Genomic DNA, 16818 nt, shown 5'->3' with positions numbered 1-16818 from the left:
CCTCACCGGGCCCCCAGGCGGGGGATCGCCGTCAGCGTCAGATGTCGATAAGAGACAGCGTCAGGGCGGCGATGGCGACGGCCCCGCTGGGCCGAGGGCGCATCACAGCGAGTTGATCCCGCTCGCGATGGCGTCCCATAGCTCTGCCACCCGGTCGCGGAACGCTATGATTGCGACGATGGCCAGGACCACAAGGACCCCCACCAGGATCGCGTACTCGGTCGTCCCCTGCCCCGCCTCGTCTCGCACGAGCGCACGCGCGCGTGCGACCATGCCCCGCTCTCGACCTCTCTCGACCATTCCTCTCTCCTTTCTCCTAGAGCTCGGCGCTAGCCGACCACCACCGCGGACCCGAGGAGCGGGCCCAGTATCGCCAGGAACATCGCGGGGACGATGAGCGTCCCCAGGGGGACGAGCATCTTCACCGGGACCTTCTCGATCTCCTCCTCGACCTGGGAGCGCTGCTCGTCGCGCATCGCCCGCGCCTGTCGCTCGAGCGCGGCGGCAAGCGGCGCGCCAAAGGCGAGCGACTCGCCCACGACCGCGGCAAAGCGACCGAGCGGCGCGAGGTCGAGCTCCTCCGCAAGCGAGAGCAGCGCCTCCTCCCTCCCGGCAACGCCGATGCGCCAGCTGAGCATCGCCCCCTCGAGAGACCGCGCGAGCTCGTTCGCGCATCGCTCGCAGTACAGCTCCAACGAGGAGTCGAAGGAGAGCCCGGCCGAGAGGCCGAGCGTCACCACGTCGAGAAGGACCGGGAGCTCGGCGAGGCACTCCACCCTTCTCCGTGCCCTCACGCCCGCCAGCCGGGCGCGGCGCACAGGGGGGATCGACCGGACGAGGTCCTCGGCTCGCCCGAGGAGCCCCGGGCGCCTCCCTCGCTGCCGGGCTGCCGCCCCGTCCGGAAGCGCCAACACGGCGGCGGCGCAGAGCGCGGCGGCGACCGCCGGGGCCGCAAGATCCTCGGGAGCCATGTCACAGCACCCCCCTCATCATCCGGCGGATGATTGCGAGCGCAAGCCCGTCGAGCGCCATGGCCGCGCAGATGCACCCGATTCCGGCGGGCGTGAGAAGCCCTCTCTGAAAGTCCGGGGAGAGCAGCGTCAGCGCCCCGACCATGATCGCGGGCAGGAGGCAGACGATTCTCACGGAGAGCCGCACCTGGGCGGTCTTCACCGAGAGCAGCCGCTCGAACTCGCCCTGGCGCTCGGCCAGCCGAGCCGACCTGACGAGCAGGTCTCGGAGGGGGCTGCCCGTCCGATGGGAGATGACGAGGGCCGTCGCGAGCAGCTCGGCGCCCGGCACGTCCAGCTCTCCCGAAAGCGCCTCGACCGCCTCCTCGGTACCCATCCCGCATCGAAGGCGGAGTGACATGCGGGCAAACGCCGCCGAGGCCGGGCCGCGCTCGTGCGTCCCCACATACTCGACCGCCTGGGCGAGCGTCTGGCCAGAGCCCATGGCAACGGCAAGCGTGCGGTAGATGCCCGGCATGGCGCCGAGGACCTCTCGCCTGAGACGCCTCCCCCTCGCGGCGTCGCGCGACACGCACACCCCGACGAGCGCGAGCCCCGCCACGGGGCACGCGAGCGGGGAGGCGAGGAGCAGCCCGAAGAGCACGCAGACGATCGCCCCCGCGCAGAGGAGCGCGGCAAGCGAGCCCTCGGGGCCGACGCCAAGCGCGATCGCCGCGGGCGAGGAGCTCGCCTCGAGCGCGAGCCTCCGTCCCACGCCCGTCCCGACCAGCAGGGAGACCGCCACCGATTCGCCGAGGCGCCTCATGAGCCGTGCCGCACGGTGTCCCGCGCGCCGCGCGAGGCGACCGGGAGACCAGGCGTCCCCCTCGCCCCCTCCCGGCACAAGGGCAAGCGTCGCCAGGAACGTCATCAGAGCGACCCCGAGGACAAGCACTCCCTCCATCCGCTCACCTCCCCCTCGTCCAGGACCCCGTCATCGATCGCCCTTCCCACGAACGCCGGCTCCCGAACGAGGCGCCACGAGCGGTCGGACCGGTCGAAGAGAACGCACTCCTCGAGGAGGGCGCCCCCGTCCTCCCCGCGCGACACCTCCGTCATCGACGTTACGACGCGCCTTCCGTCAGCGAGGCGCCTCATCATGACGACGAGGTCGATGGCGGTGGCTATCTGCTCCTCGATGAGGGCCGTCGGCAGGTCCATCCCAAACCTGGCCATGAGGATGAGGCGAAGGACCGCCTCCTCGGCGCTGCCGGCGTGGAGCGTGGTGAGCGAGCCGTCATGCCCCGTGTTGAGGGCGTTCAGCATGTCCACGCACTCCTCTCCGCGCACCTCCCCCACGACGATGCGATCGGGCCTCATGCGCAGGGAGTTCTTTACGAGGTCCCTGATCGTCACCTCTCCCACGCCCTCGATGGAGGCATCCTGCGCCTCGAGGCGCACCACGTTGGGATGGGCGTCAAAGCGAAGCTCCGCCGAGTCCTCGATCGTCACGATCCTCTCCCCGCGGGGTATCTCGCAGGAGAGCGCATTGAGCAGCGTCGTCTTGCCCGACCCCGTGCTGCCGGCGACGGCAATCGAGGCGCGTGCCCTCACGGCCCAGGAGAGGAGCGTCGCATACCATCCCGGCAGGGACCCCAGCTCCACCAGGCGCCCCAGCGTTCGGATGCGGTCGGAGAACTTGCGGATGGTGACCGCCGGGCCATCGATCGCAGCGGGGGACGCCACAGCGTTCACGCGGTCGCCGTTGACGAGCCGGGCGCTCACGAGAGGGCTCGATCGGTCGAGGCGCCTCCCAAGAGGGGCGAGGATGCGGTCGAGGACGATCATGATCTGCTCGGGGGAGTCGAAGACGGTGTCGGCCGCGTGGAGCTCCCCCTCGCGCTCGTAGAACAGCGCGTCGCAGCCATTGATCATGACCTCGGTTATCTCGTCATCCTCCAGCAGCGGCTGGATGGGCCCAAGCCCACAGACCTCGTCCAGTATCTGCCGCGAGAGCAGGGAGCGCTCGTCGGGACCAAGGGAGCCAAAGTCCTGCGTGTTGAGGATCGCGTCGAGCGCCACGCCCAGCTCGTCGCGCGCCCTCCCGGGGTCCTCCCACGAGAGCATCCCCGCGATGACGGCGAGGCCGAGCCGCTCGACGAGCGCCGCCTTGAGGCCGCGGCGGGCCTCCCTCAGGTCCCTCGCCTCGGAACCCCCTAGGCCAGCCTCGGGCCCGACGGCACGAACCCTCTCGAGAAGTGACATCTACCTCGCCTCCCTCCGCAGCCCGAAAAAGACTGGCCGACGGCGCACCGTCGAACCCTCCGCGGCACGCGCCGCCTCCTCGCACGCCGGCAGCCTCCCAAGCTCCGCTAGCAGCTGCGCGAGCGAGATGGCGACCGACTCCGCAAAGGGCCCTCCCGAATCGGGGAGCTCGAGCGCGAGCCCCTCGGCAAGGAGGTCCGCCGCCTCGTCACCTCCATCAAAGGCCCGATACACCCGCGCGACCTCGAGACCGACCTCGGCACGTCCCAGGGCGAGGTCGGCCCCCCTTCGCGGGCTCGCCCTGTTCTCGAGGCGAGCGATGCGCGTTCGGGCGACGCCAAGCCTCACCGCAAGGCCTCCCACGCGCGCGAGCGCCGCCGTGCCCCCCGGCCGGTCGTCAGAGACGATGACCAGCCGGTCCGCAAGCTGGGCGGCCTGCGCCACCGCATCGGTGAGCGTCGTCGACGTGTCAACGAGCAGGAGGTCGCACCCCCTCGCGAGCCCAGAGACGAGCTCGGCGACATGAGGCGAGACGAGCTCGGCGGACTCCGGCCTCTCGCAGGGCCCCGCAAGCCCCAGCAGGGGCGTCACCGCGACGCACGACCCCGCCTCGGACCCCTCGAGGTCCCCGCCCTCGACCAGACGGGAGAGGTCGGTGCCCCTCGGCAGGCCGAAGCAGCTGAACAGGTTCCCGCAGGAGAGGTCGAGGTCGAGCATGCGGGTCCTCATCCCCCACCGCTGCGCCTGGGCGGCGAAGGCGGCCACGACCGAGGTCTTCCCGACGCCGCCGCGACCCGAGCAAAACGTCAGCACCGCGGCGCCCTCCCGCCCGGGGGACAGGCGCGCGGACGGCCCGGGAGGGCAATCGGGACTCTGCGCCGAGCGACCCCCATCGCCCGCAGACGCGCCATCTCCCGGACCGCCGTCGCCCTCGTCGAGGTCCACGACGTCGTCTATCCCGGCGCGGGCCGCACGGGAGCGCAGCGAGCCCGAGACCCCGTGGCGCGCGAGCACGACCCGCCGGGCGTTCCCGTCGTGGGCAATCGCGGCGGCAAGGTTCACGTCGGACACGCCCCCGTCGACCTGGCCGACAATCACTCCCAGCTCGCCGGGGACCGCCTCGAACACCGTTCTTCTCAGCGCATCAGGGGTTCCGACGAGCTCCATCTCCGCCGAGGCGTCCAAGGAGCGCGCGACGCGGCCCATCAGCTCGTAGTCCCTCTCGTCGCACACGGCGACCCACTCGCTCATGCGGCATCCCCCTCCTCGCCCGGCGCCTCCGCCTCCACGGCGGGCACGCCCTGCTCAGCTCCGGCCTCCGGCCGAACGACCTCCGCCCCCGTCTCGAGCCCCTCAGCGTCGTCGGCAGGGAGGGCGAGACGCAGGCTCCCCTCCGCGCTCGACGCGAGGATGCTCGCCACGCTGTCAGGGGACACCGAGAGCGTGACCGCGCCGCGCGAGCCCACCGACGCATGCTCGCCGGGCGCGCGAAGCACGGTGAGGTCGGCCGCAAGGAGGCTCACCCCCGAGTCGGTAACCTCATAGGCGGCAAGCGTCGTTCCCTCGGCAGCGGAGGAGGGCAGCCCCAGGTCCTCCGTCACCGGGATCGACAGGGCGACGCGTCCCGAGGGGACGTCGATCGCGTCCTCGCTGTCGCGGAAGTTGAGCTCGGTGAGCGGGGACCCCGCCGCCGCCGGGACCGTCACCTCCTCGCCCAGCACCGCGTCGATGCCGACGACGGCCCCCTCTGGGGCGAGGTCGGCGAGCCAGTCCCGCTCGACGACGTTCTGCCTGTCGACGACCTCCCCCGCCTCAAGGCCGTTCGGGGCAACGAGGAGGCTCACGACCTCGCCCCCGTAGCGCTCGAGCGCCTCCGTCCTCACGCGCTCCGCCTCGTCGCGAACGTGCTGCCCATAGACCCCGCAGACCAGCGCCGCCACGAGCGCGCAGGCGCCCGAGACCATCAATCTGAACCGTCGCCTCATCCGAACCCCCTTCCCGTCCTCAACTTCGAGCCAAGGCGTGTGAGGGGGATTCTCCGCTCCATGGGGCCAACCCACCCCCTCGTTCGGAGATATCTCGTCCGGCGTCATACCGCTCGCTGACGGCCAGCTGACCGAAGCGCATCAATCCGCAGCGCAGTTTGGTTGACATAAGTTATTCGAACCGACGTACAAAAAGACGCCTTCACACGGCGTCCTCAATTTGGCGAGATTTCGTTCACACCGTCGTTCTTCTCGCCTCGCGATGCCTTGGGGGCGTGGCGGCCGCGCCGGGAGCTCCCCGTCGCACCAAGAAGCGGCCTCGCGCCGCAGTCGGGTCCCCTACAGCACGACGTCCGGGTCGAGCGAGGCCGCGCTCTCGCGCATCTCTGAGGCAAGCGCCACGTAGGCGTCTGCCCGCGCGGGCGAGATCTCCCCGGATGCCCGCCTCTCCAGGACCTCGCACCCCGGCTCGTGGGTGTGGGTGCAGTCGCGGAAGCGACAGCCTCGGGCGGCCTCGGAGACCTCGGGGAAGACCATGGCGAGGCCGCGCTCGTGGCCCACGATGGGAAGGCTCCTGAGGCCTGGCTCGTCGACGATCACGCCCGCGCCCGGGAGCGACACCATCCGGCGCGCGACCGTTGTGTGGCGCCCCATGTCATCCGCGGCGCGCACGGCGCCCGTCTCCAGCACCTCGCGGCCGAGAAGGGCGTTGAGCAGCGTGGACTTGCCCGCTCCGGACTCCCCCAGCACGATGGCCACCACGCCCTCCGGGACGAGCGACCGCACGGCGTCAACCCCCCAGGGCACGCCCAGCGCCCGCGCGCACGCGGACACGCGCCCGACCTCGTCCTCCCGCTCGGCCGAGGACGTGAGCGCGAGCGGGCACGCCTCGCCGAGCACCTCGCGCACCGCCGCGACGTCGCGCGTAAGGACGTCGTCCGAGGCGCGGTCCGCCTTCGTGAGCACGACGGCGACCTCGGCGCCGCAGTCGCGCGCGATCACCGCCGAGCGGGCGAGCCGCTCGCAGGACACGGGTCGCTCGCCGAGCTGCTGAATCACCAGCACGAGGTCGACGTTGGCGGCAAGCGTCTGACGCTCGCCCCGCGCGCCGCCGCGCCAGCGGGCGATGTCGCTCTCGCGCGGGAGGATCTCCTCGATGAGGCCCATGTCGTGGCCGTGCGGCCGGCGCGCGCAGACCCAGTCCCCCACCGCGGCGCGGGACTCCGCCCTTCCCGCGAGCCCGCCCTTGGTGAGCCGCGCCGAGAACTCGGCGCGAAAGACGGCGTCCTCGCAGAGCACGGCGGGAAAGCCCCGGTCAAGGCGCACGACGCACCCCATGACGAGCTCGTCCTTCTCGGCCCCCGCCGCCACGGCCCGGTCCCGGGCGGCGCCGAAGGCGGAGCGCTGACGCTCGGAGCAGGAGAGCTCGCCGAAGGCGGGAAGCTCGGTCAGGGAGGAGAGCGCCGGCAGCGCGGGGGCGCCTGCCGTCGCGCCGCCCCCGCGCCTTCTCTTGGGTGATTTGGGTGACCGTCGTGCCACGCGCGCCCTTCCGTCGTCCTGCCCGCAGCCAGTATAGCGCCAGGCTGACGCGGAGCGCCCCCGTTGTTATCGCGCCGCTTCCGGCATGTAACGCGTCAGCGACGATACGTCATCGGCGAGGTGCCGACCACGCAGGCGGCATACACTGGCACCGCCTCGGAAGGCCCAGCGGATTGGAGCCCCCATGCTCGGCATCGCCGGACTCGTCCTCGCCGTCGTCGCCATCGTCGCCCTCATCTGGCGCGGCTGGCACATGGTGGTGGTCTCGCTCGTCGCCTCGCTCGTCGTCATCCTCGCCAACGGGATGGACGTCCTTGCCGCCATCAACGAGAGCTATATGGGCGACATGGCCGCCTTCGTGGGCAGCTGGTTCCTGCTCTTCGCCCTCGGGTCCGTCTTCGGGCGCGTCATGGGCGACTCCGGCGCCTCGGCGGGCATCGCCAGCAGCATGCTGCGCCTCGTGGGCGAGAAGCACGCGCTGCTCGTGATTATGGTCACGGGACTCGTGCTCTCCTACGGCGGTATCAGCGCGTTCATCATCGCCTTCTCGGTCTACCCCATCGCCGCCGAGCTCTTCGAGCGCGCGGACATCCCCAAGAAGCTCATCGTGGCAGCCATCATGGCCTGCCCCGCCACGCTCGGCATGGTCATGATGCCGGGCATCCCCTCCACGCAGAACCTCATCCCCGCGAGCTTCCTCGGGACGGACGCCTACGCGGGGGCGCTGCTCGGCGTCATCTGCTCCGTGGTGATGTTCGTGCTCTCCTACGCCTACCTGCAGTGGGAGATCGGGCGCTGCCACAGGCGCGGGGAGCACTTCGCCCCCAGCCCCGGGGAGACGCTCTCGCGCCCGGACGACGCCGAGACGCCGCCCGTCTGGGCGTGCTTCGCGCCGATCGTCCTTCTCGTTGCGCTGGTCTTTGTGCTGCAGCGCGCGGCGGGCATGCAGGCCACCGATGCCGTGACCGTCTCGATGCTCGCCTCGGTGATCGCGGCGTGCCTGCTCTACCGCGGGCGGATCGAAAACGTCAGACGCGCCATCGGCGAGTCCTGCACGAGCGGGCTGAGCTCGCTCGTCTCTGTGGCGGCCATCATGGGCTTTGGCGGCGTGGTGGTAGCCTCGCCCGCCTACCAGGGCATCATCGAGGCGCTCATGTCCACGAGCCTGAACCCCCTCTGGCAGGGATTCATCACGATCTTTGCCATCGCCGGCATCACGGGGTCGGCCATCGGGGCGCTCAACATCTACCTCGGCAGCATGGCGCAGACGCTGCTTGCCACCGGGCTCGACCCGGCGATGATGCACCGCGTGCTCTGCATGGTGTCCGTGGGACCGGCCACGCTGCTGCCCCATACCTCGGCGATGCTCGCCGCAAACCAGGCCGCCCGCACGGAAGTCCGCGACACGTACCGCTACGTGCTCGTCTCGTGCGCGCTGCTGCCGATTGCGGTGTCACTGCTGGGCATGGCCCTCGGCCTCGCCGGCGTGGCGTAGGGACGGGGGCCATCCTCTCCCGCACGGGGAGAAGGACGGCGCCGCCTTCCCCTGGCCTCTAGACGGGTCGCTGAACTCCCGCACGCGACGGCTTGACTCGAAGGCAAAGCGCCAACAGTCTCGCCCTAGGCCATATAGCCGCCATCAATCGCCGATACCGCATGCTCGGTGTATAGCTTGAGCACTCCATGATCAAAGCGCGAAGGGCGAGGGACCCATGCGGCTCGACGCTGGGCAAGCACCGCCTCGACCTGATTGGGGGGAAGCTCAACACCCGCAACGCCCACAATGTCGAGAGAACGTCCTGCAACGTCGATTCGAATCAGGTCCCCCTCCTCCACGAGCGCGATTGGGCCGCCCGACGCCGCCTCAGGAGAGACGTGACCAATTGCGGGCCCCTTCGAAGCGCCGGAGAAGCGGCCATCGGTAATGAGGGCGATGGACGTCCCGAGCCTCGCATCGGAGGAGATGGCCTCGGTCGTGTAGAACATCTCGGGCATGCCGGAGCCCTTCGGGCCTTCATAGCGGATGATTACCGCATCGCCAGGCTCGACCTCGTGATGCAGCACTGCCGAGAGCGCCTCCTCCTCGCTGTCAAACGGGCGAGCACGCAGGGTTGCGGAGAACATGCTCTCGGGAACCACCGTATGCTTTACGACCGCACCGTCAGGAGCAAGACTTCCATGCAAGATGGCGATGGAGCCGTTTGTCCCGAGGGGACGCGAGCTCGGCCGAATCACGTCATCCCAGCCGAGTCCTCGCGATGATAGCTCGCGCTCACAGCGCTCGTAGTATCCCGACGAGAGGAGCTCGTCAAGATTTTCACCCAGCGTCTTGCCTGTCACCGTCATGACGTCGAGGTGGAGCTGATCGCGAATCTCCTCCATGATTCGAGGGACGCCGCCCGCATAGTGGAAGAATTGCGCTGGCCACCTACCGGCAGGGCGCACGTCAGTCAGGAAAAGGGCCCCTCGATGGAGCCTGTCGAAATCATCGGCGGTAACCTCGACACCGAACTCCCTCGCAATAGTGGGGATGTGCAGGAGCGAGTTTGTCGACCCAGAGATGGCGGCATGCACGAGGATGAGATTCTCAAAACTATCGCGCGTCACAATCCTCCGAGCGGTGATGCCCTCTCTCGCAAGCCTCACCGCCTGTCTTCCTGCCTCTCGTGCCATGTCGAGCAGGGCATGGCTCGTCGCCGGCAGGAGCGCTGATCCCGGTAAGGCAAGCCCGAGCGCCTCGGCAGTGACCTGCATGGTGGTGGCGGTCCCCATGAAGGAGCAGGCCCCACAGCTCGGACAGGCATTGCACTGATAAAACCTCAGCTCGTCCCTAGAAATCTCCCCTCTTTCGTACTGCGCGGAATACATCCCGAGCTGCTCAAGGGTCAGCAGGTCGGGCCCGGCATCCATGACGCCGCCGGGAACCACGATAGAGGGGATATCGAGCCTTCCGACCGCAATGAGATGAGCGGGCATCCCCTTGTCGCAGCTCGCGACGAAGACCCCCGCGTCGAACGGAGTGGCGTTCGCGTGAATCTCAATCATATTGGCAATCATCTCCCGAGAAGGGAGAGAGTAGTTAATGCCGTCGTGCCCCTGGGCCTCTCCATCGCAGATGTCAGTCGTAAAGTAGCGCGCCCCATGGCCTCCGGCCTCGGCAACGCCGCTCCTGACCTCTTCGACAACGTCCAGGAGACCAACCGACCCCGGATGCGAGTCCCCAAATGTGCTCTCAATCATCACCTGGGGCTTTGACAGGTCCTCGACCGTCCATCCGGTTCCAATGCGCAGGGGATCGAGCTCCGGAGACAGCTCTCTGTATCTCTGGCTGCGCAGGGGACGCTCGCTTCCTGCGGACGCGGTGTGATTATCCATGAGACCTTTCCCTTCGCGCATCGGCTACGCGTCCATATGACGCACATATGCCTTGATGACCATTACTTCCTCCCCTTGGACCTCGGGCTCGATAACGTAGGGACCCACTGAGGCGGGAACGATGAAAGTCTCGGCATAATGGATCTTGAAAGGCGGGAATTCGTTTCCCGGACTCGTTATCAGCGCCCCCTTACCGCTGACGAGGTTCAGCACGTTGAGGGTCCCCTCGGTGTTGTGGCGGGAGGGCCCGGTCATGGTATACCGACGCGTCTCGATAAATTCCAGCTCATGAAGACCCGTACTCTCCACAAGGTCTGCCCCACAGGGCTCATCGACGGGAGTGGCGCGATTGACCAGGTTTTCTCGAACCCAACTTGTCGTACGACCCCATCGAATCACGCGGGAGCCGTGATCTATATGAACCGGGCGAGGACGCCCATCAAGTCCAACACGGCCCCAATCCCAGAGTTTGAACGTAAAGATGTATGGGGTGGCGCTAATCTCCAACACCATCGCGTTTCTTCCCGAGCAATGCACGGTGCCAGCAGGGATGAGGAAGTGGTCATGCTGATGGGCGGGAAATACGTTCACGTAGCGCTCTGCGTCGAATGGCTCTCCCCCGCTGTTAGCACGACGCAGGGCGTCCACCATCTCGCCCGGGTCGATTCCCTCTCTTAGGCCAAGATAGACACAGGCATCATCACCCGCATCAAGGATGTAGTAGCTCTCGTCTTGCGTGTATGCCATTCCAAACTGTCGATGAATGTATTCTGATGTCGGATGCACCTGTAGGCTGAGATTCTGTCCGCCCATCGTATCGAGGAAGTCGAACCGAATGGGAAACTCAGCTCCAAAGCGAGCAAAAACCTCCTCACCAAGCAGCTCAAGCGGCTTCGCGAGGGTAAGGTTCATCGCGGGAACGTGCAGGAGGCTCCCCCCGAAGTCGAAACAAATCTCGTTCTCCTCGGGAACCCCGTCAAAGCTCCAAGCATAGTTGGCAGCATCCGCGTCAAGCCCACAAACGCGTCGCATCCACTGGCCACCCCAGACCCCCGGGTCGAAGTAGGGAACGGTGCGGAACGGGCGACACGCCGCCTCGTCCAGCGCATACCGAAGCGTGCCTCCCTCGACCATGCTCCATTGGTCACGACGCGTCGCATCGATATACCAATCCACGCTACCGAGAAGCGCGGACTTCAGCTTGTCCGCAAGGCGCCACTCGACAAAATAGCCTCGCTTTATCTTGCGCAGCGGGTCCTCAGAACCGTTCAGACAATGGTAGTTGGGCATGCCATCCCTATAGCGCAGCTGTATCTCCCAGCGCGTGATATCGACCTGACATGTCATGTCACCCTTGGCCACCAGCGATGCCCCAAAGCCGCACACCACAGTAAGCCCAGTCGCGTCGGCCACGATGGCGCGAGCGCGACCGAGGGCATCCCCATCCATAAAGTCGGAGATGGTTCCGTAACACATTCTGCCGAAGACCCTATCCTCCGTGAGAAACGGCCTCATGCGTGCCGTCAGCTCGTCCTCGCTGGGAAACAGGTCCCGCGTATCAATCAACGTATCTGCCCCGAGGCCGGAGAAAAGCTCGAGAAGGGCATCGTCGTCAACGCCTGGATACGCCTCGCATACAACGGTAAGGGAATCGTCGGACGTACGTTGCTCCCCGATTGCCTCAGAGAGACGACCGGCAATCTCGTCCATGCCCGACCACACGGGACGTTCTTCAAGGGCTATCGTCGGGCTCTTGTCGTAGACGCCTTGCACCGCGTCACTCATTGCGTAACCTCCCCGCCCTGCCGGTTCTCGGCAACCACGCTGATCGAGCCGTCCTTCTCCTTGAACACCCGGGCTCCGAAGGGGAGCTGCTCGACAGCCCGATAGTCATGACCTGCGTTGCAGCCCCAGCAGGCCCCGACCGCAAAATCGACGTCGCCCGTATTGATGAGGCGGTGTGCCCAATGGCCATCGATGTGATGTACGGAACCGGGAAAGACATGCTCTGCCCACGTGCGTCCGGACTCGTCCATCAGCATCAGCAGGCCCGTGCCCGACAGCCCATAGTAGAACTCGACACACGCGCGCTCCTCGTGCCAGTGGCCGCGCGTCATGTTGCACTCTCCTGCGACCGTGACCGGGGAGAGGATGGTCACACCTGAGTTCAGGTTTCCTGAACGTGTGTTGTTCCCTTCGGTATAGCTATAAACGCGATACATCACGGTCTCGTCTGGGAGGCAGCCAGGGTGGAGGTACCAACCCTTCGCGTCAGAGAAGAGCTTAGCGCCAACCTGAACTTCCTCCCCCACGAGCTCGTGGTCCAATGTCAGCCTCACGGTGGGGTCAGTGATTTCAATCATGCGTTCCTCCAGACATCTTGGGCCAGCTCGGGGCGCGAAACAAATAGGAATCGATCCGGGCTGTCCTGGAATTGGCGGTATATGGGTACTCCTGGCTCAATTCCCAGTTCAGGATAGGTGCGGGCGGGAGACACGCGCAGCAGCGATTGCCTGTAGCTCCCGTTTGAGCTCCAGTAGATTCCGTCCTTCTCAACAATCGGGAAGTAGGCGAGGCCACCATGAGCGCGGACGTCATCGTACTCGAATCCAAAATCACGGACGCACCATGCCCCGAACGTCATGCGGCGACGAGGGTCAGCGTTCACCGTCGCATGCGCCCAACCGGGCGGAACTACCACCACGTCACCCGGTCCAGCATGTACGGCGATGCATCGGCCGGCTTCATCCGCAGCGCGTTCCTGCATGTAAATAAATGCCTCTCCGTCCCAGACCTCATACACCTCACACGTGGAGCAACCACAGGATGTCGATACTGCATGCACATGACCCTGTGACCTAACGGGTTCGTTCCCAATCTTGCCTGCGGCATAGGTAACTACGCCGAACAGCAGGTTTCGGTCAAGCATCGCGGCGCGGTCATTCTCAAGACCGACGTCCATAACAATGCTGTAGAGGATATCGGGGCCGTCACTGTCCGGATCAGCAAGTGATGGACGGATGTCATCAAGTCGACGAAGCTCTGGCTTGGGTCCGAAGACGCCTACGCCGTATCGATAGCCGGACGTAGTCTCATCGAAGGCGATGTCAAAACCAGGATCAAACTCCATGAGAGACCTCCTTTCCTTTGCGGCGGGCGATTGGCATCCAAAAGCGGGGACGGCCCTATCTGGGTCGAGAAGGCAGTCCCCGCCTCGAACGAAAAGTCCGCGCACCGCAGAGCCTTCGAACGCTACTTATTGAGCGACAAGGAGCGTGCGACTTTCTGCAAGTCGCTTGTGCCAGTAAGCAGACTTCTTCGGGATGCGCTTAAACCCGTCCTTCGGATCTACACGAACATACCCATACCGATTCTTGAACGCATTTCTCGGCGAGATGCAGTCCGTGAAGGACCAGAGCATGTAGCCCTCGCACGGAGCTCCCTCCTCGACCGCCTTGATAAGCTGAGACATATGGCGAGAAACAAAGTCGATGCGATAGTCGTCCTGCACTATGCCGCACTCGTTGAGAAAGGCCTCCTCGCCTTCCACTCCCATTCCGTTCTCGGTCACGACCCAGGGAATGCGTCCATAGTTATCAAGCAGGTAATGGGCAATGTCGTACATGATTGGCGGATAGATTTCCCAACCACGCGAGAAGTTCATCTCGCACCCTGGCAGGCGATACTCGTCATAAAGCATGTCAGGCGCGAATGGCTCCTCCGGGTGGCGGACAAAGCGCGGCGCGCAAACGCGCTGCGGAAAATACGAGTTAACACCAAGGTACTGAATCGTGTGGTTCGCAATCACGGCAAGGTCATCCTCATCGAAAGCAACCTCAATGCCGTGCTCTGCGCAGATCTCGACAATCTCTGAGGGGTATACTCCCTTAATGAGCGGGTCGAGATAGATTCGGTTATAGAATAGATCGAACAGGTGGGCAGCCTCTCGATCGCGCTCCGAGGAGGAACGTGGGTACGCAAGGTGGATGTTGATGATGCATCCGATTCTGCCTTCGTATCCACCCTCCTCGAACTCCTGCACCGCACGTGCTGTGGCAAGCACCTTGTGATAGTTCCACAGCAGCCACGTTCCCGTTTCGCCGGGACGATGTGGCCATGCGCCTCCGTCAAGGAAGATATGGGTGGGGACTACCACAGGCTCGTTGAAGGTAAACCAGGTCTTTACTCGATCCCCGAAACGGTCAAACGCATCTCGGGCATATCGTGCGAAGAGCTCGACAACGTGACGCGAGGACCAGCCGTCATATCGGTCGAACAGCTCCTGGGGAAGTTCGTAGTGCTGAAGGCAGAGCATCGGCTCCACTCCCGCCGCAAGAAGAGCATCGATGACGGCATCGATGTGGGCGGCATACTCCTCGTCAACGATCCCTTGCTCGTAATCAGTATAAAAGCGGGACCAGTTAATTGACGTCCGGTAATGCGTGATGCCAAACTCGTGCATGAGGGCGGCATCCTCCGCGAAGCGGTTCATGAAGTCCGTCGCGACATCAGGGCCGAGGCGATCTTTCCACACGTTAGGTTCACGCTGAAACCAAGCGTCCATGAAGGAGTCCTGACCGGGCTTCTTGCCCGACCAACCCTCGGTCTGCTCGGCAGAAGCCGAGGCTCCCAAGATAAACCCTTCGGGGACTTGAACGAGCTGCATGCTAATCCTCCTCAAGCTGAGCCGCGGAATCGGCGTCGGCGTCAGCATGACGATCCATCGCCTTGACAAAGGGGAGGTAGATGAGCACGCCGACAACGATGCAAATCAGCTGGGTGATAACGGCGCCGATGTTGCCGCTCGTAGCGATGAGAGCATTGATGATGGGAGGCGTAGGCCAAGGCACGAGGAACACGGCGGGGGCGGCGAAGCCAATCACCGTCGCAAAGTAACCGATGCAGCCCGTAACGAGGGAGACAATGACAAAGGGAATTGCAAGGATCGGGTTGAGCACGATGGGAAGACCGAAAATCACAACCTCGCCAATGTTGAATAGGTTACAGGGAAGGCTGAGCTTGGCAATCTCGCGGAAGTCCTTACGACGAGCAACGATGAAAATCGCGATGGCGAGGCAGAGAAGCATGCCGGAGCCGCCAACCTTCATATACATGCATTCGAAGGAGTCAGAGAAGATGTTGGGGATAGGCTCACCCGCGGCGAACGCCTCAGTGTTGGCGGTAATCGCCGGAATCATGAGCGGGTTGTAGATTGCCGAGATCAGGCTGTTGCCGTGGATACCGAACACCCAGAAGACCTGCGCAATGAGCTGCAGCAACAGAACGGTCGGCAGACCCTGGGACAGACCGAGCAGCGGCACGGTGATGACTGAGTACACGATGTCATACGGGTACATGCCCGTAAGAGACTTGACGACGAAGCACACGACGCTGAAGACCACCACGGTGATGATTGTCGGAATTAGTGCCGAGAAGCTCGCGGACACGTTCGCGGGGACCGAGGGGGGCATCTTGATGCGCAGAGCGTCCTGCCTACCGAGGAAGCACCAGAGCTCACTTGCGGCAATCGAGACAACAATGCCGATGAACAGGCCGTTCGCATCGGTGTATTTTGAAGCAATCACGTTGCTAACCGGTACCGTGAGGTCGCCCGACACCGCCTCCATGATCGTAGGGGTCAGCGCGATATAGGACATCACAGCGACAATGCCCGCGAAGTAACCCTTCACCTCGTTAATCTTTGAAACCTCGAGGCCAATCAGGAACACTGCGTAAATCGTCAGAACTTTGAGAGTGGCATACGCGACGCCATCAGCAATAGGCTTGAACGTTGCCAGAAATGCCGCCCACTCAAACTGGGCCAGACCCATCGAAGGATCAAAGACCATCGTCTTGAACAGAGTCGCAAAGGCGCCGACGATAACGACCGGGATCAGATGCTGGAACGCATTCCTGATCACAATGATGTAACGCCAGCTTTCGATACGCGTCGACGCGCGACCGAGCACATCGCTCATGCGATCCATAATGCCGTCTACATTACTCACCTTGTTTCTCCTAACTCGTCTTTGGTGGCCGTCTGACAACCACCACTTCCATTCCAAAGAGCTACCTTGTGCCTCCCTCCACCTGATCGATACGCCGGTAAACATCTATGAACGCATCAGCAAGGATGCCGAATGCCTCTGCACTCATGAGCTGGTCCTCCGCATGGGTGAGAATCAGGTTCATCGAGGTGTTCTCGCCGCGCGCCTCGGCCTGGATGAGGCCGGTGTGGGCCTTATGGCCATTTGAGAAAGCCTTTCGAGCCGTCTCGATGAGCTCGTTGGCCTGCTCATAATCTCCGTCATGTGCTGCCTTGATGGCATCGATGTAGCAGCTTCTGGCGTTGCCCACCTCGACGATGATTTCAAACGCCGCGCTGACCATCTCGTCCTCTTCCCTAATCATCGAGCACCTCCCGCGCATTCCTCAGGATTGCGGCGCCATCCATCCGCCCATAGGCCGAGAACTCAATGGGCATCACCGGGCAGGCAACCTGCGCCTCAATCGCTTTCTGCCGAAACCTCACCTGAGGCCCAAGGAGAATCAGGCTGACATCGGCGTCGAGCTCAGCTATGTCAGATGCCGCGAATGCCGACACCCTGCAGGGATAACCAGACTCGTCCGCAGCATCCTGCATGCGCGCGGCAAGCAAGCTCGTAGACATACCTGAACCGCAAATCAAAACGATCTTCTTCATT

The 16818-nt window shown here is 64.7% G+C and carries 16 protein-coding genes; 1 reads left to right on the top strand and 15 read right to left on the bottom strand.

Features of this window, described 5'->3' with window-relative positions; genetic code table 11:
• Window positions 1-102: 102 nt before the first annotated feature.
• The 7 genes from E0L17_RS06560 to rsgA all read right to left on the bottom strand — a co-directional run bounded on the left by E0L17_RS06560 (window position 103) and on the right by rsgA (window position 6739).
• A complete protein-coding gene (locus E0L17_RS06560) occupies window positions 103-300 on the bottom strand; it encodes a Flp family type IVb pilin (RefSeq protein ID WP_167930456.1) in 198 nt (65 codons plus the stop codon).
• A 29-nt stretch (window positions 301-329) separates the two neighbouring features.
• Entirely contained in the window at window positions 330-971 is a 642-nt protein-coding gene (locus E0L17_RS06555) for a type II secretion system F family protein (protein WP_167930455.1), read from the bottom strand.
• A 1-nt stretch (window position 972) separates the two neighbouring features.
• Window positions 973-1914, bottom strand: coding sequence for a type II secretion system F family protein (locus tag E0L17_RS06550; protein WP_286163333.1), 942 nt, complete (start codon window positions 1912-1914; stop codon window positions 973-975).
• Window positions 1881-3215 carry a TadA family conjugal transfer-associated ATPase gene (locus tag E0L17_RS06545; RefSeq protein ID WP_167930454.1) on the bottom strand — a complete coding sequence of 445 codons (1335 nt, stop codon included), beginning with the start codon at window positions 3213-3215 and terminating at the stop codon, window positions 1881-1883. Before E0L17_RS06545 ends, E0L17_RS06550 begins: the two co-directional genes overlap by 34 nt.
• Window positions 3216-4466 carry a MinD/ParA family ATP-binding protein gene (locus tag E0L17_RS06540; RefSeq protein WP_167930453.1) on the bottom strand — a complete coding sequence of 417 codons (1251 nt, stop codon included), beginning with the start codon at window positions 4464-4466 and terminating at the stop codon, window positions 3216-3218.
• Window positions 4463-5200 (bottom strand): SAF domain-containing protein, encoded by a 738-nt coding sequence (locus E0L17_RS06535; RefSeq protein ID WP_167930452.1) that lies wholly within the window; start codon window positions 5198-5200, stop codon window positions 4463-4465. Before E0L17_RS06535 ends, E0L17_RS06540 begins: the two co-directional genes overlap by 4 nt.
• A 339-nt stretch (window positions 5201-5539) precedes the next feature.
• Window positions 5540-6739, bottom strand: coding sequence for a ribosome small subunit-dependent GTPase A (gene rsgA, locus E0L17_RS06530; RefSeq protein WP_167930451.1), 1200 nt, complete (start codon window positions 6737-6739; stop codon window positions 5540-5542).
• Between the two features lie 184 nt (window positions 6740-6923).
• Here rsgA and E0L17_RS06525 point away from each other — a divergent pair, with 184 nt between their 5' ends.
• A complete protein-coding gene (locus E0L17_RS06525) occupies window positions 6924-8234 on the top strand; it encodes a GntP family permease (protein ID WP_167930450.1) in 1311 nt (436 codons plus the stop codon).
• 125 nt (window positions 8235-8359) lie between these two features.
• On the opposite strand, the gene ilvD is transcribed toward E0L17_RS06525, so the two are convergent.
• The 8 genes from ilvD to E0L17_RS06485 all read right to left on the bottom strand — a co-directional run bounded on the left by ilvD (window position 8360) and on the right by E0L17_RS06485 (window position 16817).
• On the bottom strand, window positions 8360-10114 hold the full coding sequence (gene ilvD / locus E0L17_RS06520) for a dihydroxy-acid dehydratase (protein WP_167930449.1): 1755 nt from the start codon (window positions 10112-10114) through the stop codon (window positions 8360-8362).
• Window positions 10115-10138: 24 nt separating this feature from the next.
• Window positions 10139-11899, bottom strand: coding sequence for a class I mannose-6-phosphate isomerase (locus tag E0L17_RS06515; protein ID WP_206109034.1), 1761 nt, complete (start codon window positions 11897-11899; stop codon window positions 10139-10141).
• Window positions 11896-12477, bottom strand: a complete 582-nt coding sequence (locus tag E0L17_RS06510; protein ID WP_167930448.1) for a glucose-6-phosphate isomerase family protein — start codon at window positions 12475-12477, stop codon at window positions 11896-11898. Before E0L17_RS06510 ends, E0L17_RS06515 begins: the two co-directional genes overlap by 4 nt.
• On the bottom strand, window positions 12474-13244 hold the full coding sequence (locus E0L17_RS06505) for a glucose-6-phosphate isomerase family protein (protein WP_167930447.1): 771 nt from the start codon (window positions 13242-13244) through the stop codon (window positions 12474-12476). The genes E0L17_RS06510 and E0L17_RS06505 overlap by 4 nt, the downstream gene beginning before the upstream one ends.
• Window positions 13245-13370: 126 nt before the next feature.
• Window positions 13371-14780 carry a glycoside hydrolase family 1 protein gene (locus tag E0L17_RS06500; protein ID WP_167930446.1) on the bottom strand — a complete coding sequence of 470 codons (1410 nt, stop codon included), beginning with the start codon at window positions 14778-14780 and terminating at the stop codon, window positions 13371-13373.
• 1 nt (window position 14781) lies between these two features.
• The gene (locus E0L17_RS06495) at window positions 14782-16092 is read right to left on the bottom strand and encodes a PTS sugar transporter subunit IIC (RefSeq protein WP_286163332.1); all 1311 of its coding nucleotides are present in this window, start codon (window positions 16090-16092) and stop codon (window positions 14782-14784) included.
• Window positions 16093-16183: 91 nt separating this feature from the next.
• On the bottom strand, window positions 16184-16525 hold the full coding sequence (locus E0L17_RS06490; RefSeq protein WP_167930445.1) for a PTS sugar transporter subunit IIA: 342 nt from the start codon (window positions 16523-16525) through the stop codon (window positions 16184-16186).
• Complete coding sequence (locus E0L17_RS06485) at window positions 16518-16817, bottom strand: PTS sugar transporter subunit IIB (protein WP_167930444.1); 300 nt, start codon at window positions 16815-16817, stop codon at window positions 16518-16520. The genes E0L17_RS06490 and E0L17_RS06485 overlap by 8 nt, the downstream gene beginning before the upstream one ends.
• Between the last annotated feature and the right edge of the window lies 1 nt (window position 16818).

It is taken from the genome of Olsenella sp. SW781 (assembly GCF_012027725.1).
Taxonomy (GTDB): Bacteria; Actinomycetota; Coriobacteriia; order Coriobacteriales; family Atopobiaceae; genus Thermophilibacter.
Note: the sequence above shows the minus strand (reverse complement) of the source record. Positions and strands in the feature narration are given on the sequence as shown.